Below are 24,663 nucleotides of genomic sequence, written 5' to 3' on the forward strand. Positions count from 1 at the left end.
GTCTAACCCCGGGTAAAAATCAAATTCAGCACGAGGAACGGGTGCGCCGTTACCCCGGCACCCCCGCAATCACTAACCGCCCGGGTCGTCCGGGCGACCGGCTTACACGAACGACACGGGCGCCTCGGGCGGGCCGCCGGACACGATCTCCTGGCCGCGGCGCAGCACCGGCTCGTGCCTGTTGTCCGAGGTGAGGATGTAGAAGCGGCGCGACCTGATCCCGTCCACGACCAGGCCGGCGACGTCCGCGGGGGAGGCGCCGAGCAGGGAGAGCTGGTCGAACCGCTCCGCCGACGCCCGCTCGGCCTCATCCCTGACCGCGGGCGGCCCGGCCCACGACGGCCGGTTCCGCGCCGAGGTGCCGAAGTTGGTCCGCACAGCGCCCGGGCACAGCACGGAGACGCCGACATGGCTGACGCCGAGTGATCTGAGGTTGAAGTGCAGCGTCTCGGTCAGCGCGGTGACCGCGTGCTTGGACACCCCGTACGGGCCGAGCGTGCCGGCGAACACGCCGAAGATCGACGAGGTGTTCAGCAGGTGCCCGGTGTCCTGCTCGAGCAGCACCGGCATGAAGGCCCTCACGCCGTTCATCACGCCCTCCAGGTTCACCCCGAGCACCCAGTCCCACTCGGCAGGCGGGCACTCCCACAGCGGTCCGTGCGGGCCGCCGACACCGGCGTTGTTGCACACCACGTGCACCGCGCCGTACGCCGACAGGGCCGCGTCGCGCAGCGCGCCGACGGCGGCGCGGTCCGCCACGTCGGTCACCACGGGGAGCACGGAGGCACCGTTCGCGGCGACCCGCTCGGCGGCCTTCGACAAGGCGGGCTCCTCCACGTCGGCCAGCACGACCCGCATGCCCTCGGCGGCGAACCGTTCGGCAAGGCCAAGCCCGATGCCGCTCGCGGCCCCGGTGACGACGGCGACCCGGCCGGGCGCGACGGGATCGGGGACGGGCGGTGTGATGTCGTTGCGACTCATGCCCTCGGAGATAGCCGCCGCAAATGCGTGGAAAACCTACGGGGTCGGGCCTATCCGCTCGTTAGTGAGATGGCCACCATTGAAGTGCAGCAGTCCTAGTGCCAGGGTCGCCATCGTCAGCCAGCGGGTGAGCGAGTTGCGGGGCAGCAGTGCCAGGGCCACCCAGGCGATGGCGGAATACCAGGGCAGCGACCAGGGCGCGACCACGATCCACGCGAACGTTAGCGCGCAGGTCGCGGCGAGGACGGTCGGCACGTCGGGGGAGAGCCTGTTGTACAGGTACCAGGCGAGCAGCAGCATCAGCGGCGGCCAGATGATGCCGAACGCGCTCGTCACGGTTGCCTCGGCGCCATTGCCGAAGAAATGCTGCACCATCACCTGGACGAGCCGCCACAGCGTCGGCGAGATGACCATGGTGGAGGCCTTGCGCAGCGGCTCGAGCGCCGACAGGCCGTAGCTGAAGAAGTACAGGCTGAACGCGGTCAGCGCGGCCACCGCGCCGGTCCTGGCCAGCCGTGCCCAGGCCCGGTCGTGGATGATCGGGATCGCGACGGCGAGCGCGACGAACGCGGCGTTCACTTTGATGCCGAGGGCCAGGCCGACGAACAGGCCAACGATGAAGTCCTGGGCCAGCCTGTTCCTGGCGCCCGCGAGCACGGCGCGCTGCCACCCCGGATGAGACCTCAGGGGGTCGGCGGCCGCCCACTCGGTCCCGACTTGCCCAGGCGTCCGCAGGGGCGCCTCCCCGGACCGGGCCACCACGACCGCCGCGATGGCGAACAGCGCGAGGAACGCGTCCAGGTGGCCGCCCATCACCAGTTCGACGATGAGCAGCGGGTTGGCCACCCACAGGAGGGCCGCGCGCACCGGGTTCTCAGCGGTGCGCAGCAGCACGTAGCCGGTGGCGAGGAACGCGGCGCCGACCATCATCATCAGCACCCAGATGGTGAGCCACGGCTTGTCGCCGCCGATCCACGCCGCGAGCAGGTGCGTCCAGGTGGCCACGGGACCGTAGACCGAGGCAGTGCCCTGCCACTGCCGGCTGACCAGCTCCGTATACACGTTGTCCTTGCCGCCGGGCAGCATGGCGGGAGTGAACGTGTACGGGTTGTAGCCGAGGGCCGCGATCCGTCCGTAGGCGGCGTAGCTCGCCACGTCCGACGACCCGACCGGGGTGATGTTCACCAGCACGGCTATCCCGCCGGCCGCCGTCCAGAAGACCTTGCGCGGGTTCGGTGACCAGCCCCGGCTGTTGGCCCACAGCATCATCGCCAGGCCCAGGGCGCACAAGGCCACCGAGAAGTACATGATGAAGTTGGCCACCAGGTCGGGCAGGTGCGGCGCGCCCAGGTTCCGCGCGACCGTGGTCAGCGGCAGCAGCACCGGCGGCGTGGCCACGCTCGGCCGGTAGGCGGTGGCGCACAGCCCGACGAAGGCGACGCCGCACAGCCCGAGAACGCTGAGAATGACCGCGGGCAGCGGGCGGGCAAGCCGGCTGTGCGAGAGCACCCGGATGATCCTGCCCATGAACTCTTCGACGCGGCCGCCGGTGATCGGCGGTTCCGCGAGCTTGGGCTCACCGACGTCGGTGACGGGCGCGCTAGCGGTGGTCACCACGGGGGCAGTCATGTCGTCGGAGGGCCCCTCGCCCGCGCTGTCGCGCTGCGGCGGGTCCACCAACACGGCCATTCGATATTCCTCCCGTGCGGATCGCCGCCCGCTATGCGGACGCTACGGACCTCCTGCTTCCACGCACCCAAGACATCGCTGATCTTCAGCGATATTACTCGGTGATCTTGTCCCGAATCTTCCCGTCGGCTGCCTGGCTAATCCGCTTTTGCCGCGGCGGGGCCACCAAGGCCCTGGGGCGCCGCCGTTACGCGTAACCGGGTCGCGCCCCTCATGTGATCACCTTCACAAACCTGAGAACCACGCTACACCGGGCCGGGCCCGTACCTGGCGAAAGAAACCTGGGAAAAAGCTCAGAAAATGGAATGGCGGCCGCTGAGGGGCCGCGCAGCGCCGGGGAGCGGGCACAATGGATAGCGTGGCATACCGGGAGCGATTCGCCGCCGTCGTAACGGCGATCACCAGGCGGCTCCCGTTCGGCTTGTCCGAGGTGGTGGCGCCGAGTCTTGTCGGCTACCTGCTGATCAACCTCTGCACGTTCTTCGTCGACCTCGGGCTGCTCGGCCTGTTCCACGGCACCTTCCGGTGGCCGATCCCGGTCGCCGTCACGCTGTCCTACGGGACCGCCTCCGTGCTCAGCTACCTGCTCAACCGGGTGCTGAACTTCGGCAGCCACGAAGCGGTCGGCAGGCAGTTTCCGGTCTACGTGGCGGTCAGCGCGAGCAATTACCTGATATTCGTGCTCGGCCTCACCGACCTGCTGTCGGTCCTCGGCGTGTACTACGAGTTCTCCCGGATTATCGCGGCGTGCTGCGAGGCCGTCTACCTCTACTGCATGATGCGCTGGGTGGTGTTCCGCGATGTTCGGGACCAGCCCGCGGAGGTGCCGTCCGAGGTGTTCGGGCCATTGGGGCCCGCCGCTACCGAGGATCCGACCCCGACGGCAGCGCCGGAGCGCTGACCGCGTTCAGGTCCTTGTGCACCAGCCGGGCCACCCGCTCGATCGTGTTGATGCCGTACTGCTCCGACGGGTTGTCGTCGGTCAGCACGGCTATCAGGTAGTCCTTGTCCTTGCCGGTGAACACGCCGATGCTGTTGATGTGCCAGCCCGTACCGTCAGGCAGCCAGCCGTTTTTCACGTGCACGCTGATCTTCGCGGGTGCCCCGGCCGGGGTGCCCCAGCGCTGCCCGGGTATGACCTTCGCCATCAGCCCGAGTTCGTAGGAGCGGGACGAGGCGGTCAGCACCGAGTTCGGCATGGCGAGCAGCTCGAGCAGCAGCATCTCGTCGTGCGCGGTGACCTGGGTGAGCCCCCAGTACCCGTCCTGGCCCAGCTGAGTCTGGTGCATCTTCGCCAGGTCGAGGAAGTGCTGCAGCCGCCTCATGCCCACCTCGTCCCACAGCGCCGTCGCGGCATCGTTGTCGGACTGGGTGATCATCAGCCGCGCCTTCTCCTTCTCCGCCGTGGAAAGCGGCCGCCCGGTCTCCTGGTGCCAGCGCAGCAGGGCGCCAAGGATGATCGCCTTGACGATGCTCGCCGAGTCGAAGTGACGGCCGCTGTCGATGTAGCAGGAGACCTTGGTGACCGTGTCGTAGACGGTCACCGCGTGGTGCCCGGCTCGCCCGCGCAGCGCGTCCTGGATGCCGGCGGACAGCGCGGCGGCGAGCGCCCTGCGGGCGGGAGGCACGGTGCAGATTCCCTCGCGCACCCGCCGGTCGGGTGAGACGGCTCCTGTCGCGGCCATGACGGCGGCCGCCGTCGTCGTCCCCACCGAGACCGCGTCGGCGGCTGCCGCCTTCGGCTGTCCCGTGGTCTCCGCCCTGCCTGCCGAAGTTCTGCCGCCGCGGACCGACGGCGACGATGCCGCCCGCGCCGTTCGGACGGCCGGCGTGGTCGCCGAGGCCACCGTCACCCCGGCACTTGCCGCCATGAGCCCCGCCGTCAGCGCGGCGGAGCCTGCCAAGAGCGCCCGCATCACCATGGTCCATCCGCTCCGTTTCTGGAATGCTGGGCGTCCATGACATCCACAGCATCCATGTCTCGCGTTAATCTGCTGATTCGCGGCGGTTACGTCCTGACAATGGATGCCGCGGGAGACATCCCCGGCGGGGATGTCCACATTCGGGACGGCGTCATCCAGGCAATCGGCATAAACCTAGACGCTCCTGACGCGCAGCCGGTTGAAGCCTCGGGGAAAATAGTTGCTCCGGGTCTGGTCGATACCCACTGGCACCTCTGGAACGCCCTGCTGCGCGGGATGTCCGACGGCCTGCCGTCGGCCGACGGCCCCGACCGAAGCGGCTATTTCACGGCCTGCGCCGGTCTCGGCCGGCATTTCCTGCCCGATGACACTTATGCGGGAACGCGCCTTGCCGCGGCCGAGGCGATCGACGCGGGTATCACCACCGTGCACGACTGGGCACATAACGTCAGGGGCAGGGAATGGGCCGAAGCCGGCCTGCGCGCGCTAGCCGAATCGGGATTGCGCGCGCGTTTCTCCTACGGTTACCGGGCAGGCCATCCCAATGACCGGCTTATGGACCTGGATGACCTGGCGGAATTCGCGTCCCGGTGGCACGCCTATAGCACGGACGGCCGCATTCACCTGGGCGTGGCCTGGCGGGGGACCGGCGGTTCCAACCCGGCGATGCGGGTGCCGCGGCGGCTGTACGAGACAGAGATCATGGCGGCGCGCGATCTCGGCCTCCCGGTCTCGGTGCACGCGTGCGGTCCCGCCGCGGCGGCCGGCCAGGTCCGCACCTACGCCGAATGCGGGCTGCTCGGCCCGGACCTCCAGCTGGTGCACCTGAACAACGCCTCCGCGGCGGAGATCGCCCTCGCCGCGCAGGCGCGCGCCCCGGTGTCCGTGTCGCCGTGGACCGAGCTGCAGATCGGCTACGGCCAGCCGGTCACCGGCGAGCTGCTCGCCGCCGGGCTGACGGTCGGGCTGTCCGTCGACACCACGATGCTGTCGGGCAACGCCGACATGTTCGCGATCATGAAGGCGGTCCATGCCTGCGCCAATGGTCAGGCGCGGCACGAGTTCGCGCTCCGCGCCCGCGACGTGCTGCGGCTCGCCACCATCGACGGGGCCCGCAGCCTGGGCCTCGGCGCGGTCACCGGCTCCCTCGCGGTCGGCAAGCGCGCCGACCTGATCGTCGTCTCCGCCGACGCGCCGAACCTGGGCGTGCTCACCGATCCGGCGCGGCTGCTCGTCACCGCGGCAAGCCCGAGGGACGTGGAACTAGTCATCGCCGACGGCCAGATACTCAAGCGAGACGGGCGGGTCACCGCCCTCGACGTCCCCGCCGTGACCCGTGCCGCCCGCATGGCCCTGGACGGGGTCGTGGCGCGAGCCGCCGGCTGACCGCTGCCACTGCGCCGTGCAGGGCACACCGGTTACCGTACGTATCCATCTGGGAATCATCTGGCTACTGGCAGCCGCATGATGCCAAATGCTCTGGACTGTCATAGCAGGAGAAATAGAGCTGATTGGCCGGATATTTACGGATACGGGACCATAGCATCTAGTCTGATCCCGGCCCCTACGCGATGGAGTGTTATGCGCCGCCTGGCAGCACGGTTGGTGATCGCGGGACTGGCCTTTGCCATCGCGGGGACGGCCGCCGGCTGCTCCGCGACACCAGGCCTCGCCTACGCGAAGGGCGTGACCAGCAGCCGCACCGCCTCGCCGGCTTCGGCTGGTTCATCGGGCTCGTCCGCCTCGTCACTGGCCAGCCCGACGGTCGGGGCCGTCAACGCGACGGTGCCCGCCGCCGAGCAGAGCAAGACTGCTCCCGCCGGGCCGTCGATCACGGTCGTCGGCGCGCCGAAGGCTGTCAAGGCGAAGGCCGGCATCCTCGTCGACGCCACCACCGGCCAGGTGCTGTGGGCAAGGAACGCCACCGAGGTCCGGCCGATCGCCTCCATCACCAAGGTGATGACCGCGCTCGTCGTCATGCAGGCGAATCAGCCGAACCGCGGGATCGCCGTTCCGAAGGCGGTGAAGAACTACGTGGCCAAGTACGGCGCCAACGCCGTCGGCCTGATCCCCGGCCAGGTCCTCACCGTCGACGAGCTGATGCACATGATGCTGATCGAGTCGGCCGCGGACGCCGCCTATACCCTGGCCAACGCCTACGGCCCCGGCCTGCCCGCCTTCATCGGCAAAATGAACGCCGAGGCGACGCGGCTCGGCCTCACCCACACGCACTTCACCTCACCGGACGGGCTCCCGTACCCGTCGGAGACCTCCACCTATTCCACCCCCGCGGAACTGGTCCACCTCGGCGAGGTCGCGATGGAATACCCCGAGTTCCGCGGCATCGTCAAGCTCCGCTACTACACCCTGAAGAAGGGCAAGGGGCACGGCGCCTACTCGGTCACTTCCTCCAACGAGCTGATCGGCCAGTACCCCGGCGTCGTCGGCATCAAGACCGGCTTCACGGATGCCGCGGGCCACACTCTCCTCTTCGAGGCGGTCCGCGACGGCCGCGTCCTCATCGGCGACGTACTTGGCTCGCCCCCCACCGGCGCCGGCGCCGGCGCCCAGGACGCTGCCAAGGTCCTCACCTGGGCCTTCTCCCTCAAACAAGCCAGCTAGCTCGCCGCCAGGCGCCGTCCGTCCCGCGAGGCGGATAATGCGCGCGGCCCCTGCCGCGCCGCCGACACCTGCTCGCCCACCTCGCGTCCGCCGGCCGGACGGATCCCGTTGCGTCCAGCGGGCGGGTCTAGTCGCGCTGGCGGGTACTGCCCAGCATGATCTCGTCCCAGGAGGGGACCGAGGACCGGCGGCTCTTGGCGTTCTTCTTCGCACCGGGGCGCGGACGACCCGACGAATCCTCCTCGGCTGGGGAAGCGGCCGGCTCGAGCACCTCTGGCCTGGGCTCGGCCGCCGCGGCCTCAGCGGCCTCAGCGGGCGCCGACGGCTCGGCCGTCGCAGCCGCCGGTGCCGCAGGCGTGGCAGAAGAAGCGGGTTCGGCGGCCCTGACCGGCGAAACCGGCTCGACCGACGCCCTCTGTGCTGCCGCCGCTGGTGCGGGCGCCGTCGGCTCGGCCGCACGGGGCTCCGGCGTTTCGGTCACGGGCTGAGCAGTGCGCTCCGTCGCCGTCGCGACGGCACGAGTCTGATCCGTCGCGACGGCGGCCACCTGGCCTGCCGCGGCGGACCCGGCACGGGTGTTCGCGGGAGCCGACGCCGCGGTCCGCGCGGGGGCCGCCGGCTTCAAGGATTCCTGGGCCGCGGCCGGTGGCGAAACCGGCGCGCTGGCAGCCGCCGGCCGCGGCGCCGGCGACGGAACGGGCTGCGCTGGCGGAGCGGGCGGCGTCAGTTCGAGCTGCTCTTCCAGTAGCGCCGGCTCGGGGTCTTCGAAGACGACGGGGCGCGGGGGCGTAGGCCGAACCCGTTCCGTATCGTCGATGGCAGGACCGGAGGGGGCCTGCACCAGCGGGAACTCCTCGGCCCTCGGCTCGGGAGGGGCCGGTGCCCGGTGCGGTGCGGGTTCCGGGTCGCGGTACCCGATGGGCTGCGGCGGCGGCGGCGGTCGGTAGGACTCCGGCTCGTCACGGTAGGCGGGCGGCTCGGCGGGCGGGCGGTACGCGGTCGGCTCCTGCGCCGGGGCGCGGTAGGCCGGGGGTTCGGGAGCCGGGGCCGAGGCACGGTAGGGCGCCGACTCCGGGAACTCCGCGTAGCCGTACGAAGCGGAACGCTCCTGGTGACCGGACCGGTCGGAACGCTCGGGCCGCGACGCGGCGGGACGCTCGGAACCGCCGGACCGCTCGGGCGAGGGCATCGACGGTGCCGGCACTGGCGGCGTGGCAGGCCGGTCGGCGAGCGACCGGTCACCGCCGAGGGACCGGTCGGGAATGACCGACCGCTCCGGCCGGAAGCGGGACACACCGGAACTCCCGGCGTACCCGCCGGGAGCGGGAACCGATCCGCCGCCCATCCCGGCGGCGGCGCCGAGCCGCGACGCGATCGGCGTCACCGTCGCCTCGCCGGGCAGCGACACGGGCTCAGGCGGCAGTTCCGACTCGGGCAGCGAAAGCCGGGCGGCGTTGTCGTCATCGGGCATGACGTGCCGGCGGCGCGGGTCGAATACCCATTCCGCGACGTGCAGCCTGCCGCCGGACGGGAAGGTGAGCGAAACCTGCCAGTTGCCGTCGCCGCGCTTGCGTGAGTCCCACTGCCCGTCGGCCGGGTCGGTGCCCGACGCCGTCAGCCGCGCTGTCACGATGTCGTCAAGGCGCGGACCAGGGCCAGAAGAGTCGCCTGCCCGCCGCACCGAGGCGGCCTGCGCCTGCTGGGCGATGTACCCGCGCTCCGCGAGGACGGGGCCTTCGAACCAGCGCACGCGCTCGACCGGGATTCCCGCGGCGTCCGCGATCTCTTCCGCCGTCTCGCCGGCGCGGATTCGTGCCTGGATCTCCTTGGGACGCAACGGACTCTCCACTTCGATCTCGTACTGGGCGAGCCGGGAGGTCTGGCCTTGAGCGACCGCCCGCAGCCGCTCGTCGATCGGCAGGATGTACCGCCCGCTTCGCCCGGGGACCGCGAGGACGGCGTAACTGCCGTCTTCGCTGACCGCGACGAAGCGCAGTTCCTGCATCGGGGTCCCTTCCCTGCCGCCCGGGGCTGCGCGTCGTCACTAAGTCTTGCCTGCCCTCGGGTTAAATTCCTAGGTCGCAGTCTTCCGGTCAGCGTGCCAGAAGAAAAGCACCCCGCCCGGCATGTCCGTAGAACATGGTGGCATTTACCATGTCCGGACGCTCGGGCGGGGTACTGGAGGGTATTACTGTCAGGATTTTCTTCGTGACTCGCTGTCTGAGTCGTCCGTTGTCGTCGGGCCGTCCGCCGCGGAGCTCAGGCCGAGCGCGTCGGCGGAGGTTCCCACCTCATCCTGCGCGCCGGCGGCGTGCACCTCATGCAGCTTCGACGGCCACCAGTTCCACTTGCCGAGCAGCACCACGGTACATGGCACGAGCACGGTGCGGACGACGAACGTGTCCATGAGGATACCGACGGCGAGGCCCAACCCGACGTCGCGGATCTGCGAGCCGCCGGAGCCGCGCCCGCCGACGATCGCGAACACCGCGAACGTCCCCGCGAGGACGAGGCCGGCCGAGGTGACGGTGGTGCCGGTCACCGCCACGGCCCGGGTCACCGCATCCCGCAGCGGCATCCGGTGCGCCTCTTCCCTGATTCTGGTCATGACGAGGATGTTGTAGTCCTCGCCTAGCGCCAGCAGGAAGATGAACAACAGGAACGGCAGGATGAAGGTGATGCCCCCGTCGCCGCCGATCTTAATGAACAAGATCACGGCGAGTCCGAGCGCGGCGAAGTAGGACAGCGCCACCGACGCGATCAGGTAGAGCGGCGCGACGAGCGACCGCATCACCAGGGCGAGCAGCACCCCGATGACGATGATCGCGATCGGGATGACGTGCGCCAGGTCGCTGTTGGAGATGGAGCTGATGTCATACAGGGCAGGCGCCTCGCCGGTAACTCCCCAGTCGACCGCGTGCAGCGTGGGCTCCGCCGCCCCGGCCGCGTCGCGCACCGCGGGAATCGCGTTCAGCGCGGCGGTCGTCGACGGATCGCCCGCCGCGAGCGAGGTCTGGAACTGGATCGTCTTCCCGTCGGCCGAAACGAACTGGAACGTCGCACGGTACAGCTGGTACGCCTCGCTCCACTGCGCGGCGGTGATCCCTGCGTTGGCCGCGGCGGCGGGCTCCGCGGGCGCGGTGGCCGCCAGCGGCCCGGAGCCCAGCAGCGCGTGCAGCTGGGTGTACTGGGCGGGCGTGAAGCCTGTCGTGCCGACCGGGTTGAGCGGCCCGGTGACGCCGATGAACAACGGGTCCTTCTGCAGCTGGGTGGTCGCGGTGGCGATCGCGCTCGCGTCATCCCAGGCAGGCGTGGACAGCTTGTAGACGAGGTTGGTCGGGTTGGCCGCGGTAACGGGGAAGTACTTGTTCAGCAGGTCGGTGCCCGCCGCGGAGTCGGTGCCGGCCGGCGCGGTGATCGTCCCGCCGAACCCGGCACTCTCATAGCCGGTCACCGCGAAGGACAGCGCGCCGAACACGATCACGCCGATGGACAGCGCGACGCCCGGCCGCCTGACGACCCGGGCGGCGATGCGCCCCCAGACCCCGGAGGTCTCCGCGCCCGCCCGCTGCTTGGACGGCCAGAACGCGGCCTTGCCGAAGATCGCGAGCAGCGCGGGAAGCAGGGTCAGACCCGCGAGCAGCATCACGCCGATGCCGATGGCCAGCGGTATGCCCAGGTTGGAGTAGATCTGGAAGGTGGCGAAGAGCAGCGAGAGCAGCGCCGCGATGACCGTGAAGGCGGAGAAGGTGATGGACTCGCCGACCTTGGTCAGCGCGTTGACCACGGCGTCGTCCTTGGACGAGTCGCCGAGCCGCAGTCGTTCGCGCACCCGGAAGACGAGGAACAGCCCGTAGTCGGTGCCCGCACCGAGCACAAGCACGATCAGCAGCAGCTGGGACAGCTGCGAGACCTTGAGCCCGTGGTTGGCGAGCTCGGCGATGATCGGCCCGGCAATGGACACGGAAACGAGCGCGGGGATCACCGTGATCAGCGGTGCGAGCAGCGACCGGAAGATCACCAGCAGCAGCAGGAGGATGAAGACGAACGACAGGGCCTGCACCTGGTTGCCGGTGCTGCCCGACTGCTTCTGCTGGTCGGCGTTGATGGCCAGCTGGCCCGCCAGGTGCACCTGCATGCCGGCCGGCGGGTGCGCGGACGCGATGGTGGCTCTCAGGTCGTCGATGAGCTTCGTCATCGCGTTCTCGTCGTTCGTCGAGACGTCGGACAGGACCTGGATCTGGGCCGCCTGTCCGGCCACGCCGTTCGGCCCCGGCACCGCGGACTGGCCCAGTTCGCGGACCTTCGTCACCGTCTTGACCTTGGCGAGGTCCGGCACGAGGGTGCCGTTCAGCCAGGTCTGGTCGGCGGCGCTGAACGATCCGGTGCTCACCGCCGCGACGACGGGGACCGGCACGGTCGACGTCGAGAACCCGAGCGGCGCCGCCAGGTTCGCCGCGTGCTCACTCGGCGCGCTGGCAGGCAGGAAAGCACTGTTGTTACCCTGCGTCACGCTGGCCAGCGAGGGCAGCGCTTTCGGTATGGCCGCCGCCGCCACAATCCACAGAACCACGATTACCCAGCGGAACTTGACGGCGAACTTACCTATACCCCGGAAAATGTCATCGGCGTGCACGCGCCCACAATAGCGGGCCCGCTCTCGGCGCCCTTCACGGTCTCAGCCGCTTCTCAGCTTTCCCCCGGGGGGGCGACCCCCCCGCACCCCCCGATGACAAGAGCGGCGTTTCGCTGCGCGGGAAGCCTGGAGGGCGGGAGTATATGCCGGACTATGTCGGGACAGGGGGCGGAACAGGAGGCGGTTATGGTGCGGCATCTGATCGGGATTGGACTGGCGATCGGGCTCGCGGCCGCGGTGTTCTTCGCCGCGAGCTGGGGCTACGTGCGCTTGCTCCGGATCCCCGTGGTCAACGGCGGCGCGTCGACGCTGCCGGCGAACGGCGGCAGCCTGCTGCACAGCAACAGCGTCCTTGAGGCCGTCGGCGCCCTGGCGTGGCCCGCGCTGTTCGCCGGGATCTGCATCGCGGTGCGCAGGATCTCACCGCTCGCCGCCGGGCTCCCCGGTCTCGCGCTGCTCGGCTGGACGGTCGTCTACGGGTTCAACGTCAGCCGGGCGGTGCACTACATTCCGCTTCGGGGCGACGCGTTCGGCTACGGCTTCGAGGCGATGGGCATCAACGGCCTGCTCGCGGCGGCCGGGTCGGCGCTCGTCGTACCGCTGTTCATCCCCTCCCGCTGGCGGTCCCAGACCAGGCCGCTTGGCATCGCGCGGATGGACGACGAAAGCGCGGCCCCGGCCCAGGAGCCTGCCACGTCACTGCTCGGCAATGTGAGCAACGTGACCAGCGAATGGGCCGAGACCGCGCCCTACCCGGCGGGAGAGCCGCACCGGGGGAACGAGTCGTATCCCGACTGACGGGTGACGCCGCTTACGCCGTGGCGAACTGCTCGCTCTCCGTCGACCCGGCGAGCGCGACGGTCTCCGCGTTCGGCGAGATCGCCTGGGTGACCAGGTCGAAGTACCCGGTGCCCGCCTCGCGCTGGTGCCTGGTGGCGGTGTAGCCGGCGCCCTCAAGCGCGAACTCGGCCTCCTGCAGCTTGACGTAGGCGGACATGTCGTTGCGCGCGTACCCGTAGGCAAGCTCGAACATCGACTCGTTCAGCGCGTGGAAGCCGGCCAGCGTGATGAACTGGAACCGGTAGCCCATGGACGCGAGCTCCTTCTGGAACTTCGCGATCGTCGCGTCGTCCAGGTGCGCGCGCCAGTTGAACGACGGCGAGCAGTTGTAGGCGAGCATCTGGTCCGGGTACTGCGCGTGGATCGCCTCGGCGAACTCCCGCGCCTCGGCGAGGTCGGGGGTGGATGTCTCCATCCACAGCAGGTCGGAGTAGGGCGCGAAGGCGAGCCCGCGCGCGATGCAGGGCTCGATGCCTGGCCGCACCCGGTAGAACCCCTCCGCGGTGCGCTCCCCGGTGGCGAACTGACGGTCGCGCTCGTCGACGTCCGCGGTGAGCAGCGCCGCCGCGTGCGCGTCGGTCCGCGCGATCACCAGCGACGGCACGTCGAGCACGTCGGTGGCGAGCCGCGCCGCGGTCAGCGTCTTGATGTGCTGCCCGGTCGGGATGAGCACCTTCCCGCCGAGGTGGCCGCACTTCTTCTCCGACGACAGCTGGTCCTCGAAGTGCACGCCCGCCGCGCCCGCCTCGATCATCGCCTTCATCAGCTCGAACGCGTTGAGCACGCCGCCGAAGCCGGCCTCGGCGTCGGCCACGATCGGCGCGAGCCACTGCTGACGCGGTGCGGTGGAGTCAACCGACCGCTCCGACCAGGCGATCTGGTCGGCGCGCAGCAGCGCGTTGTTGATCCGCCGCACCATCTGCGGCACCGAGTTCGCGGGGTAAAGGGACTGGTCCGGGTAGGTGTGCCCGGCCAGGTTCCCGTCCGCGGCCACCTGCCAGCCAGACAGGTAGATGGCCTGCAGCCCCGCCTTCACCATCTGCACCGCCTGGTTGCCGGTGATCGCGCCGAGCGCCCGCACGGCGTCCTCGGTGTGCAGCAGCTCCCAAAGCCGGTGGGCGCCGCGCCTGGCAAGCGTGTGCTCCTCGACGACGGAGCCGCGCAGCCGGATCACGTCCTCGGCGGTGTAGTCACGCTTGATCCCCGCCCAGCGCTGGTCGGTCTCCCACGATGCGCGCAGATTGGCCGCCTGCTGGCTGATCGTTTCCATGCTCATGCCTCTCACTCAGATCCTTCCCCCGCGAACCAGGAACCCCTGGACCAGCGGGTTGGTACACCCACAGTGCGGGACACGGCAGTGGCCAGCCCAGGACTTTCGTCCGTAAAAAACTCCACTATTTATCCAAACGACTGCGTGTTACACTTTTTGACCAATGGAAGAATCAAGAAAATTGGTAGAGACCGAAGGTCTAGACCTTGCGATGTTCGGCCAGCGGCTCCGCCACGCGCGGCGGGCCCGCGGCCTGACGCTCGCCGACCTCGGCGCCAAGGTCGGGCGGACCCCCTCGGTGCTCTCGCTGATCGAGAACGGCAAGCGCGAGCCGCGGCTGTCGCTGGTCGAGCAGCTCGCCTCCGCACTCGGCGTGCCCGTGTCCGAGCTGCTCAAGAAGCAGCCGCCGAGCCGCCGCGCCCAGCTGGAGATCGCCCTTGAGCAGGCGCAGCGCGACTCCTCCTACACCGCGCTCGGCCTGCCGGAGCTGCGGGTGGGCACCCGGGTGCCCACCGACGTGCTCGAGCACCTGGTCGCCCTGGCCGGCGAGCTGCGGGCGCAGCGCGCCAAGCCCACCGCCACCCCCGAGGAGGCGCGCACCGCGAACGCGGCGCTGCGCGGCTCGCAGCGGGAACGAGACAATTACTTCGCGCCGCTCGAGCGCGCGGCCGCGGCGGCACTCGCCAAGGCCGGCTACGCGGGCGGCGCCCTCACCCAGGGCATGCTGCTGTCGGTGGTCGCCGGGCACGGCTTTTCCGTGCGGTTCGCCGCCGACCTGCCCCGCTCGGTCCGGTCGCTGACCGACCTGCGGGCCAACCGGATCTACGTCAAGCAGGAGCCGGTCGGCGGCCACTCGCCGCGCACCGTGATCCTGCAGGCGCTCGGCCATTTCCTGCTCGGCCACGGCACGCCGCGCGACTTCGCCGACTTCCTGCGGCAGCGGGTGGAGGCGAACTATTTCGCCGGGGCGGTGCTGATACCCGAACAGGCCGCGGTCCCGTTCCTCAGCTCGGCGAAGGACCGCCGCGACCTGGCGGTCGAGGACCTGGTCGACGTGTTCTCCGTGTCGTACGAGATGGCCGCGCACCGGGTCACCAACCTGATCACCCACCACCTCGGCGTGCCCTGCCACTTCGTGAAGAACGACGCGAGCGGCGTGATCTACAAGGCCTACCAGAATGACGGGGTGGTGTTTCCCGCCGACGGCACCGGCGCGATCGAGGGACAGCGGATGTGCCGCCAGTGGTCGGGCCGCCAGGTGTTCACCGCCGAGGACCGCTACTCGCCGTTCTACCAGTATTCGGACACGCCGTCCGGCACGTACTTCTGCGTCGCCCAAGTCGACCCGGGCTCGGGCGACGCCGGGTACTCGATCACCCTCGGCGTCCCGTTCGACCACTCCCGCTGGTTCCGCGGCCGTGAGTCGAAGATCCGCACCCGTTCGCGCTGTCCCGACGGTGACTGCTGCCAGCGGGCGCCCGCGACCCTCGCCGAGCGCTGGGACGGCATGGCCTGGCCGTCGGCGCGGGCGCACTCGCACGTGCTGTCCGTGCTGCCGTCCGGCGCCTTCCCCGGCGTGGACGACGTGGACATCTACGAGTTCCTCGACCGTCACTCGGGCGACTGAGGGGCGGGGGGTCTACAGGCGCGTCACCGACACGAAGATGGTGATCGCGAGCAAGGCGATGACCGCGACAATCACGGCGATCATGGCGCTCGACAGCAGTACGCCGATGATGGCGGCCACGGCACAGGAGACGACGACGAGCGCACCCACCACGATCTTGACGTCGGTGGGTATCCGGGGCCCGATGTTGCCGGGACTGGCCGGCCTGGCCCGCCAGTCGTCGGCCGGGACCGGGGAGATCACCGGCCGGCTAGCCCGCTGCGGTGCGGGCGTGAGCGCCGGCAGGCGCGTCGCCACCACCGTTCCCGTCACCGGCTCAGGTTCGAGGTCGGCGTCGAGTTCGTCGTCCGGCGTCAGCAGGCTCTCGCCCGCCGCGATGTCCACCGGCTCCGGCCCTGGCTCGGCGGCGATGTCCGTGTCGTAGGCCGGCCCGGCGTGGGAAGCCGGACGGGGCGCCGGGATGAGCGGACCCGGCGGACGGGCGTCGGGCCCGAGGTAGGCGGCGCCCCACTCCAGACCGGAACCGAACACGACCAGGCCGATACCGCCGGGCTGGATGAGGTCCTGCTGCGTCAGGTAGTCACGCGGGTTGAACCCGCCGGGCGCGGGCAGCGTCCGCCACCAGCCGACCTCGAGGGCCGAGGAGTACATCCGCGCGGCGTCCTGCCGCAGTAGTCGCAGGTCCGCGTCGGTCAGCGTGAAGTTGTCCTGGCCGTCGCGAATGACCCGGTCACCGGGATTCTCGCCAGGCCCGGACTCGAGGTAGCCGTCCACCACCAGGTAGGGCCCCTCGTCGTCCATCCAGGCGCGCCCGTACAGCAGCCCGCCGGTGATCCGCCGCTCCTGGGTCGCGAACTCGGCGGCGGACCGCAGGTCATGCGCGACCTCGGGATCGAGAAGCACGGCACCCGCGCCGGCCCCGAGCGCGTCGTGCCCGGCATACGCGCCGCGCGACCGGTACGGCAGCGACGGCTCGGCTTGGCCCGGCTGGAACGCAGTTCCGCCGTCGGTCATCGGCGCTTTCCCTCTCCCTGAGGTGGCCGTCCGTCAGGCGACGGTCGGCAGTGCGCGGCTCAACTGAGAGATTACCGGCAACACTGCCGCCTGTTTAGCCCGTACACCGGGACTCAGGGAACGGTGCCCGGCGAGCCCGCGGCACTTAACGGTGCTGCATCAAGACCGTAATTCAGTCAGCTGACGGGCAGGCCGATCGCGGTGCTGATCACCGCGTCACCAGGATCGCGATGATGACCGCAACGGCGATGACGACGGCAATCAGCGCCCAGAACACGAACCGGACGTCCGCCGGGGTTTTCGGCCCCGGGTACTCCTCGCTGGCCGGCTCGACCGCCGACCTCCGTGACGTAACGCGCGATGTCACGCGTGACGTCACGCGGGCGGAAGGCGCCACGCGCAGCCGCCTGACCCGCGCTCGCCGCGCGGGTGCCGGGGCTGCTGCCTGGGCTGCTGCCGCCGCGACGTCGCCAGGCAGCGGCTCGCCCAACAGGCTTTCCCCTGCCGAGATGTCCACCAGTTCCGGCCCGGGCGCGAGCGCCGCCTCAGGTTCCAGGGCCAGGCTGGCCGCTGACGGCGGTTCAGTGACGGGTTGGGTGGCGGCGAGCGTCCCCGCGGAGTCCGGGGCGTGTCCGTCGGGTCCCAGGTAGGCGGTGCCCCAGTGGACGCCGGAACCGTACACGAGCAGGCCGACGCCGCCGGGGCTGACCAGCGAGGCCTGTGTCGCGAAATCCTGCGGGCCGAATTCGCCAAGTGCGGCACGGGTCCGCCACCAGCCAGCCTCGAGAAAGGCGGAGTACATCCGGGCGGCGTCCTCGCGCAGCAGCCGCAGGTCGGCCTCGGACAGGGTGAAGTCGTCGGTACCGTCGCCGCGGATCCTGTCGTCCTTGTTCTCTCCGGGGCCGGCTTCCAGGTAACCCTCGATGACCAGGTAGGCGCCTTGGTCATCGCTCCAGGCCCGGCCGTAGAGCAGGCCGCCGGCGATGCGCCGTTCCGCGGCGGCGAACTCCGCCGCGGAACGCAGTTTCTGCGCGATCTTGGGGTCCACCAGCACGGGGCCGTCACCACTGCCGAACGCTCGGTACCCGACGTACGTGACGCGCGGCCGGAACGGGAACGTTACTTCCTCCACGCCCGGCTGGAACGCGGCACCGTCATCGGTCATCCCGCTCATGGCTCTCCCTGGCGCAGCATCGACCCTGGTGCTTGTCTGCCCAGCGGCAATCGCGTTATCCGCCCGGTCTCCGGTTTTCTGCGACGTCAGTTTCCCGGCCGCACCGCCTATTCAGGCGGAGCAGGCGACGGCGCGGTGAAGCCGTCCGCGCCGACCGTCACCTCGGCGGTCTGTGCCAGTTCGGTGACCGGCCGGACCGCCTCGTCCAGGTCGAGCACCACGGAGGCGTCTGAGTACCACGAGGGGACAACCGGGTTGGCCCAGAAGTCGCGCCGCCGCGGGTCGTGCACCGACCAGCGCAGCACCGGGTGGTCCGGGTCGCCGGTGTAGTAGTCGGAGGTGTAGACCTCCATCCGGTGCCCGTCGGGGTCGCGCAGGTACACGTAGAAGGCGTTGGACACGCCGTGCCTGCCAGGACCGCGCTCGATGTGCGACTCGAGCGACAGCGACCCGAGTATGTCGCACATGCGCAGCACCGAGTGCGCCTCGTGCGCGAAGAACCCGAGGTGGTGCAGCCGGGGACCGCCGCCGCCGGTGAACGCGACGTCGTGCACGGTCTGCTTGCGGTACATCCAGGCGGCGTAGACGGTCTGCTCGTCCTCGATGGTCTCTGACAGGCCGAATCCGAGCCCGGCGTAATACGCCTGCGCCTTCGGCACGTCGGGCACGCTGATGTTGAAATGGTCAAGGCGCGCCACCTCCGCGCCGCGCCGCAGGTCATAGCGCTGCTGCAGCCGCTCGGGATGAGCGGCGGATGCGAAGAACTCGACCAGGAACCCCAGCGGGTCCTCGACCCGGACCACCTCGCCGAGCCCGCGCACCGTCGCGGCGGGCAGTCGCTGCGTGCGGCAGCCGAGTGCCGCGTAATACGCCTCGGCACGGGCGAGGTCACTGTCCGACCTGACGCGGAAGCCGAGCGCGCCCGCCGCCGCCACCGGCCCGGCCCGCACGATCAGGTTGTGGTGCGTGAGCTCGTCGTAGCCTCGCAGGTACAGCGCGGACGAATCCTCCTCGGTCACGACGAAGCCGACCAGGTCGACCCAGAAGTGCCGCGCCTCCGCCAGGTCGGTGACGACCAGCGTCCCGTACGCCGACCGGACGATGTCGGGTGCCGGCGGCAAAGCAGAATCTGCGGGCATCAGGAAACTCCAAAACGCGGGACGTGGGTTTCGCCGAGCGCGATGTGCACGATCCGGGACTCGGTGTAGAAGTCGATCGAGTGCTGCCCGCCCTCACGGCCGAGCCCGCTGCTCTTCACCCCGCCGAACGGGGTGCGGAGGTCCCGCACGTTGTGCGAGTTCACCCAGGTCATGCCGGACTCCACCTGCGCCGCGACCCGGTGCGCGCGGTTCAGCGACGACGTCCAGAGGTAGGCGGCGAGACCGTAGCGGGTGGCGTTCGCGAGCCGGACGGCCTCCTCCTCCGAGTCGAACGGCGTGACGCACACGACCGGGCCGAAGATCTCCTCCTGGAAGATCCGCATCGACGGCGTGACGTCGGCGAACACCGTCGCCGCCAGGTAGTTGCCCGCGGGCAGCCCGGACGGCCGCCGCCCGCCCGCAACCAGCCGCGCACCCTCGCGCGCGCCGAGCCGCACGTAGGACATCACCCGGTCGTAGTGCTCGGTGTGCACGAGCGCGCCGATCTCGGTCGAGGGGTCGGACGGGTCGCCCACGCGGACCCGGTCCGCGCGTTCGGCGAGCCGGGTGACCAGCGCGTCGTACACCGAACGTTCGGCGAGGATGCGCGAGCCCGCGGTGCACCGCTCGCCGTTCAGCGACATCACGCCGAACAGCGCGGAGTCGACCGCCGCGTCCAGGTCCGCGTCGGCGAAGATGACGCACGGCGACTTGCCGCCGAGCTCCATGGAAAGGCCCTTGAGGTTGTCCGCGGCGGACCGCATGATGACCTGCCCGGTGGCGGTCTCGCCGGTGAACGAGATCCGCGGCACGCGGGGGTGGGCGACGAGCGCGGCGCCGGCCTGCTCGCCGATGCCGTGCACGATGTTGAACACACCGTCGGGCACGCCCGCCTCTGTCATGATCTCCGGCAGCAGCGACGCGGACAGCGGCGTCCACTCGGCCGGCTTGAGCACTATGGTGCAGCCGGACGCCAGGGCGGGCGCCAGCTTCCACGACTCGAGCATGAACGGCGTGTTCCACGGTGTGATGAGCCCCGCCACGCCGGCCGGGCGGCGCAGCACGTAGCCGAGCTGCCCCGGCTGGGAGAACGCCTCCTCGTGCTGCGCGACGATCACGTCCGCGAAGTACCTGAAGTTCTCCGCCGCCCGCGCCGCCTGCCCCTTCGCCTGGGTGATGGGCAGCCCGGTGTCGAAGGTCTCCACCGCGGCGATCCGCTCGCCGCGCGCCTCGATCCCGTCGGCGATCCTGTTGAGTATCCTCGCCCTCGCGCGCGCGGCCAGGCCGGGCCACGGCCCGTCGGACGCCGCGGCGGCCGCCTCGACCGCCTTGCCGACATCGTCGGCGTCGCCGGCCGCGGCCCGCGCGTACACCCGGTTCGATACCGGATCCGCGACGTCGAACGTGCCGCCGCTCACGCTCGGCACCAGCCGACCGCCGATAAAGTGCTCGATCTTGTCCGGGATCTCGGTCACGGGTAACTCTCCAATCATCATCCCGAACGGGTTCGTGCTTCGCGTTCCCCGCTAACCCGCTGCTACCCTCGCTACCCTCGCTACCACCCGCCCCCGTCGTCCGGCCAACGGCTGCGACCGGCCCGGCGAGCACCGGCGCGCCCTCGCGCAGCAGCGCGAGCACCTTCGCCTGGCCGGCCTCGGTGAGCGGTACGAGCGGCGGCCGCACGTACCCCGAGCCGATCAGCCCGGCCGCCGCCAGGACCCACTTGGCGGCCGCGGGGTTGGTCTCCGTGAAGATCACGTCGGTCACTTGATGCAGGCCGAAGTGCAGATCGCGCGCCTTGTCGAACTCGCCGGCCATCCAGTGGTCGTACATCCGCGCGGTCGCCGCCGGGGCGAGGTTGGCGGTCGCGGAGACGAAGCCGACGCCGCCGAGCGAAAGCAGCGGCAGGCACAGCAGTTCGATGCCCGACCAGAGCAGCGTGTCCCTGCCTGCCACGTGCAGCACCCGGGAGAAGTGCTCGAAGTCCTTCGTGGTCTCCTTGACCCCGACGATGTTGGGGTGCGCCTTCCTGAGCCTGGCGACCGTCTCTGGCGCGATGTCGACCGCGGTGCGCGACGGCACGTTGTAGGCGATGAGCGGCAGGCCGGGGAACTCGCGGGCGACCGTGTCGTACCAGTGGAACAGGCCCTCCTGGGTTGGCCTGGCGTAGTACGGGGTGATGATCAGCGCCGCGTCCGCGCCGGCCTCGGCGGCGATCGCGGTCAGCTCGAGCGTCTCATCCAGCTTGGCCGAGCCGGTGCCTGGCACGAAGGGCACCCGGTCGGCGATCTCCGCGGCGGCGGCCCTGATCGCGGCCGCCCGCTCCGCGGTGCTCTGCGCGGACGGCTCGCCCGTCGACCCGCCGAGCGAGATCCCGTGGCTGCCCGACTCGAGCTGCCAGCGGATCAGGCTGCGCAGCCCGTCGAGGTCGGGAGCGCCGTCGGCGGTGAACGGCGAGACCACCGGGGCGATGGAGCCCCTGATCGTCGCCGGGTCGCTGCGGAACCGCACTGGCCCGCTCCTTCCTGCCTAGGAGGTTTGCCCGCTGCCTTCATCATCACGTGCGGTGCGCCAAGCGTCGTAGGCGGGCCGCCAGCGCTTGCCGAGCGGGTAAAGCCCGTCGACCGACTCGCCCTTGGTGACCATCGCGGCGGCGAACTCCTCCTGCAGCTCCTGCTCCGCGGCGTCCCGCGCGACCTCGGCGGCCAGGTGGGCAGGGATGACAATGACCCCGTCGCCATCGCCGACGATGATGTCGCCAGGCATGACCGTGACGCCGGCGCACGCGATCGCGGTGTTGACCTCCCACGGCACGTGCCGACGGCCGAGCACGGCGGGGTGGGTCGCGCCGTAGTACACCGGCATGTCCATGGCGTGCAGCGCCTGGCTGTCCCTGATCGCGCCGTCGGTGACGATGCCCGCCGCGCCGCGCATCTGCGCGCGCAGCGCCAGGATGTCGCCGACGGTGCCCGCGGTCGAGTCGCCGCGCGCCTCGATGACGAGCACCTCGCCGGGCCGCACCTGCTCGACGGCGCGCTTTTGCGCGTTGAGCCCGCCGCCGGGCAGCGTCCCGCCGTAGGTGGTGAACAGGTCCTCGCGGAACGGCACGTAGCGCAGCGTCCTGGCGAACCCGGCCATCTTCTGTCCCGGCCGGGTGGCGTGCAGCCGGTCCAGGGTGAGCGCGTTGAAGCCGCGCTTGCGCAGCTGCGACGACAGGGTGGCGGTGCTTACCCGGCTGACCGCGCGCAGCAACTCGGCAGCCGAGCCTGACGGCCCCGGCCCGCCGCCCGCTCCGTAGGCGGCCTCGCGCTGCGCGTCGTCCGCGGCCGGCATCGCCCCGGGTGGTGACAGCTCGTAGTCCGCCTCCGCGATGGGGCTGCGCAGCCGGCCGGTGCTCAGTGCTGTCCTGTCCTGGGCGGTGCCCTCCCGGCTCACCTCGACCTCGACCACATCGCCGGGCCGGACCACGGTCGACCCGGTGGGGGTGCCGGTGAGTATCAGGTCGCCGGGCTCCAGCGTGGTCAGCCTGGAGATGTCCGCCACGATCTCGGGATAGGAGAACAGCAGGTCGTCGCCGCTTACCGCGTCCTGCGCCAGCTCGCCGTTGACCCAGGTGCGCAGCCTGATCCGCTCCGGGTCGAGCGCGGCGGCGTCGAGCAGCCCGGGCCCGATGGGGGTGAACCCGTCGATGCCCTTGGACCTGACGTTGGACCCCTTGTCGGCGTACCGCAGGTCGTAGACGCCGAAGTCGTTGGCCGCGGTCACCCACCGGACGTGGCGCCACGCGTCGGCGGGGGAGACCCGGCTGGCCCGTGTCCCGATGACCAGCGCCACCTCGCCCTCGAAGGCGAGCAGTTCGCACCCCGGCGGGCGAAGCACCGGCGTGCCGCTCGCCGCGAGCGTGTTCGGCGGCTTGAGGAAGTACGACGGCCACGACGGCAGGCGGCCGCGCTCCATCGCCCGGCTCCGGTAGCTCACGTGCACGGCGACGATCTTCGAGGGCGGCTGCCCGGTCAGGGGATGCTCCGCCGGCTGCTCAGTCATCGGAGGAGATCGTATATGAAATGCCCGCGCGGGGACAGGGCCGGCCGGCCCGCCGAACGCACGTGCACCCGGTAATGCAGGGGTAACTGAATGATTACGCGTTGATCGGACGGGAAATCAATGATGCGATTGTGACTACAGAGGGTCACAATCGGCACAAGAGTCAATCAACGGGGGAACAACGTGACTCTGACCGACATCTTCGACAAGCTCGGCGGCGAGCAGGGCGAACAGGGTGCAATGGCTGCCATCGCGCAGCTCTTCGAGGCCAAAGGCCTGCAGGGCATCGTCGGGACCATGCAGTCGAACGGCATGGGCCGGCAGGTGCACTCCTGGATCGGCAACGGGCAGAACCTGCCCGTCTCCGGCGCCGACATCAAGAAGGCGGTCAACCAGCAGCAGCTCGCCAAGGCGGCACAGCAGCAGGGCGTTTCGCCCGACCAGCTGTGCGAACAGATCGCCCAGGTGCTGCCGGAAATCGTGGACAAGGCGACGCCCAACGGCCAGGTGCCGCGGCAGGGCGGTAAGGACGCCATGGCCGGGAAGCACAACAAGAAGTAACCCGGCACCGCATTAGCATGGCGCCTGCCCCGGATGGGCGGGCGCCATCGCTGTGACCCGTCGCGTTGAGAAGAATCGGCCAGGTTGGCCAGGTATCGTCTGGCTAGCGGTCCAATCGGCGGTCATTGGAGGAGCACGGGTGAAGCTACTGGTGACGGGCGGGGCGGGATACATCGGCGGGGTGGTCACGCATGCCCTGGTCGAGGCGGGCCACCAGGTGGTCGTGCTCGACGACCTGTCGACCGGCTTCGCGCAGACCATTCCCGTCGGGGTGGAGTTCCACCGGCTGCCCGTCCACCAGGTAGCCCAGGTGCTGACGCCGGACGCGGCCTTCGACGGCGTGCTGCACTTCGCCGCGAAGATCGAGGTCGCCGAGTCGGTGGCCCGCCCGGACCTGTACTGGGACATCAACGTGGGCGGCACGATGGCGCTGCTCACCGCCATCCGCGCGGCGGGCGTGCCGCGGGTGATCTTCTCCTCGACCGGGTCGATGTACGACCCGACGAGCGTGGTCCCGCTGGCGGGGGGCGGGTTCAGCAAACTCGGCGAGGACGCCGAGGTCCGCCCGCTCAACCCGTACGCCGCGACCAAGCTGGCCGTCGACCTGATGCTCGCGGGTGAGTGCGAGGCCTTCGGCCTCGGCGCCACCTCGCTGCGCTACTTCAACGCCTCAGGCGCGGTGGGCGGCCTCGGCGAGCGGCACACTCCCGAGTCCCACCTGATCCCGATCGTGCTCCAGGTGGCGGGCGGCCAGCGGGAGCAGCTGATGATGTACGGCGACGACTACCCGACGCCGGACGGCACCTGCGTCCGCGACTACATCCACGTCGCCGACCTGGCCACCGCCCACCTGCTAGCCCTCGGCGCGATCGCGCCAGGCAGGCACGAGATCTACAACCTCGGCAATGGCGACGGTTACAGCGTCAAGCAGGTTATCGACGCCGCCCGCGAGGTCACCGGGCACCCGATCCCCGTCAAGCTGGCGCCGCGCCGGCCCGGCGACCCGGCCGCCACCGTCGCCGCGAGCGACAAGGCCCGCCGCGAGCTCGGCTGGCGGCCGGCCCGCCCCGCCCTGCTCGACATCGTGGCCGACGCCTGGGCCTTCCACCAGTCGATTGGATAGGGCCTTGCCCGGTGGGGGCCA

18 protein-coding genes and 1 pseudogene are annotated in these 24,663 nt (G+C 70.4%); 7 read left to right on the forward strand and 12 right to left on the reverse strand.

What is annotated here, in order from left to right:
- Positions 1-102: 102 nt before the first annotated feature.
- Both EAS64_RS40215 and EAS64_RS40220 read right to left on the reverse strand, forming a co-directional pair.
- Complete coding sequence (locus tag EAS64_RS40215) at positions 103-981, reverse strand: SDR family NAD(P)-dependent oxidoreductase (RefSeq protein WP_145861975.1); 879 nt, start codon at positions 979-981, stop codon at positions 103-105.
- A 36-nt stretch (positions 982-1,017) separates the two neighbouring features.
- A complete protein-coding gene (locus tag EAS64_RS40220; RefSeq protein WP_145861976.1) occupies positions 1,018-2,670 on the reverse strand; it encodes an MptA/MptB family glycosyltransferase in 1,653 nt (550 codons plus the stop codon).
- Positions 2,671-3,019: 349 nt separating this feature from the next.
- On the opposite strand from EAS64_RS40220, the gene EAS64_RS40225 reads away from it, so the two are divergent.
- Positions 3,020-3,571 carry a GtrA family protein gene (locus tag EAS64_RS40225; RefSeq protein ID WP_145861977.1) on the forward strand — a complete coding sequence of 184 codons (552 nt, stop codon included), beginning with the start codon at positions 3,020-3,022 and terminating at the stop codon, positions 3,569-3,571.
- On the opposite strand, the gene EAS64_RS40230 is transcribed toward EAS64_RS40225, so the two are convergent.
- Positions 3,531-4,592, reverse strand: a complete 1,062-nt coding sequence (locus EAS64_RS40230) for a serine hydrolase (protein WP_222849976.1) — start codon at positions 4,590-4,592, stop codon at positions 3,531-3,533. The genes EAS64_RS40225 and EAS64_RS40230 overlap by 41 nt on opposite strands.
- A 54-nt stretch (positions 4,593-4,646) precedes the next feature.
- Between EAS64_RS40230 and EAS64_RS40235 the strand changes: the two genes are divergently transcribed.
- On the forward strand, positions 4,647-5,978 hold the full coding sequence (locus EAS64_RS40235; RefSeq protein WP_281283392.1) for an amidohydrolase family protein: 1,332 nt from the start codon (positions 4,647-4,649) through the stop codon (positions 5,976-5,978).
- A 195-nt stretch (positions 5,979-6,173) separates the two neighbouring features.
- Complete coding sequence (locus tag EAS64_RS40240; protein WP_187366533.1) at positions 6,174-7,214, forward strand: D-alanyl-D-alanine carboxypeptidase family protein; 1,041 nt, start codon at positions 6,174-6,176, stop codon at positions 7,212-7,214.
- 127 nt (positions 7,215-7,341) lie between these two features.
- On the opposite strand, the gene sepH is transcribed toward EAS64_RS40240, so the two are convergent.
- Positions 7,342-9,219 carry a septation protein SepH gene (sepH, locus tag EAS64_RS45315; protein ID WP_222849977.1) on the reverse strand — a complete coding sequence of 626 codons (1,878 nt, stop codon included), beginning with the start codon at positions 9,217-9,219 and terminating at the stop codon, positions 7,342-7,344.
- Positions 9,220-9,408: 189 nt separating this feature from the next.
- The gene (locus EAS64_RS40250) at positions 9,409-11,850 is read right to left on the reverse strand and encodes an MMPL family transporter (RefSeq protein WP_145861980.1); all 2,442 of its coding nucleotides are present in this window, start codon (positions 11,848-11,850) and stop codon (positions 9,409-9,411) included.
- A 186-nt stretch (positions 11,851-12,036) separates the two neighbouring features.
- On the opposite strand from EAS64_RS40250, the gene EAS64_RS40255 reads away from it, so the two are divergent.
- Positions 12,037-12,648 (forward strand): hypothetical protein, encoded by a 612-nt coding sequence (locus EAS64_RS40255; protein ID WP_145861981.1) that lies wholly within the window; start codon positions 12,037-12,039, stop codon positions 12,646-12,648.
- A gap of 13 nt (positions 12,649-12,661) precedes the next feature.
- Here EAS64_RS40255 and aceA read toward each other — a convergent pair whose 3' ends face one another.
- A complete protein-coding gene (gene aceA / locus EAS64_RS40260) occupies positions 12,662-13,966 on the reverse strand; it encodes an isocitrate lyase (RefSeq protein WP_145861982.1) in 1,305 nt (434 codons plus the stop codon).
- A 205-nt stretch (positions 13,967-14,171) separates the two neighbouring features.
- Here aceA and EAS64_RS40265 point away from each other — a divergent pair, with 205 nt between their 5' ends.
- Positions 14,172-15,587: a helix-turn-helix domain-containing protein gene (locus tag EAS64_RS40265; protein WP_246116123.1), complete on the forward strand. Its 1,416-nt coding sequence runs from the start codon at positions 14,172-14,174 to the stop codon at positions 15,585-15,587.
- Between the two features lie 12 nt (positions 15,588-15,599).
- Here the strand turns inward: EAS64_RS40265 and EAS64_RS40270 are convergent, their stop codons facing one another.
- The 6 genes and pseudogenes from EAS64_RS40270 to EAS64_RS40295 form a co-directional block, all read right to left on the reverse strand.
- A complete protein-coding gene (locus EAS64_RS40270) occupies positions 15,600-16,601 on the reverse strand; it encodes a hypothetical protein (protein WP_145861984.1) in 1,002 nt (333 codons plus the stop codon).
- A gap of 208 nt (positions 16,602-16,809) precedes the next feature.
- Positions 16,810-17,766 carry a hypothetical protein gene (locus EAS64_RS40275; protein WP_222849978.1) on the reverse strand — a complete coding sequence of 319 codons (957 nt, stop codon included), beginning with the start codon at positions 17,764-17,766 and terminating at the stop codon, positions 16,810-16,812.
- Between the two features lie 116 nt (positions 17,767-17,882).
- Positions 17,883-18,914, reverse strand: a complete 1,032-nt coding sequence (gene hpaD / locus EAS64_RS40280; RefSeq protein ID WP_145861986.1) for a 3,4-dihydroxyphenylacetate 2,3-dioxygenase — start codon at positions 18,912-18,914, stop codon at positions 17,883-17,885.
- Positions 18,914-20,389, reverse strand: coding sequence for a 5-carboxymethyl-2-hydroxymuconate semialdehyde dehydrogenase (gene hpaE, locus EAS64_RS40285; protein ID WP_246116116.1), 1,476 nt, complete (start codon positions 20,387-20,389; stop codon positions 18,914-18,916). Before hpaE ends, hpaD begins: the two co-directional genes overlap by 1 nt.
- Positions 20,390-20,594: 205 nt before the next feature.
- Positions 20,595-21,425 (reverse strand): annotated as a pseudogene (dapA, locus tag EAS64_RS40290) (4-hydroxy-tetrahydrodipicolinate synthase); the annotation flags it as partial.
- Between the two features lie 18 nt (positions 21,426-21,443).
- Positions 21,444-22,958 carry a fumarylacetoacetate hydrolase family protein gene (locus EAS64_RS40295; RefSeq protein ID WP_145861987.1) on the reverse strand — a complete coding sequence of 505 codons (1,515 nt, stop codon included), beginning with the start codon at positions 22,956-22,958 and terminating at the stop codon, positions 21,444-21,446.
- Between the two features lie 183 nt (positions 22,959-23,141).
- On the opposite strand from EAS64_RS40295, the gene EAS64_RS40300 reads away from it, so the two are divergent.
- Both EAS64_RS40300 and galE read left to right on the forward strand, forming a co-directional pair.
- A complete protein-coding gene (locus tag EAS64_RS40300) occupies positions 23,142-23,519 on the forward strand; it encodes a YidB family protein (RefSeq protein ID WP_187366534.1) in 378 nt (125 codons plus the stop codon).
- Positions 23,520-23,658: 139 nt separating this feature from the next.
- The gene (gene galE, locus EAS64_RS40305) at positions 23,659-24,642 is read left to right on the forward strand and encodes a UDP-glucose 4-epimerase GalE (protein WP_145861989.1); all 984 of its coding nucleotides are present in this window, start codon (positions 23,659-23,661) and stop codon (positions 24,640-24,642) included.
- Positions 24,643-24,663 lie beyond the last annotated feature (21 nt).

The sequence above is a fragment of the Trebonia kvetii genome, assembly GCF_007827045.1.
GTDB lineage: Bacteria > Actinomycetota > Actinomycetes > Streptosporangiales > Streptosporangiaceae > Trebonia > Trebonia kvetii.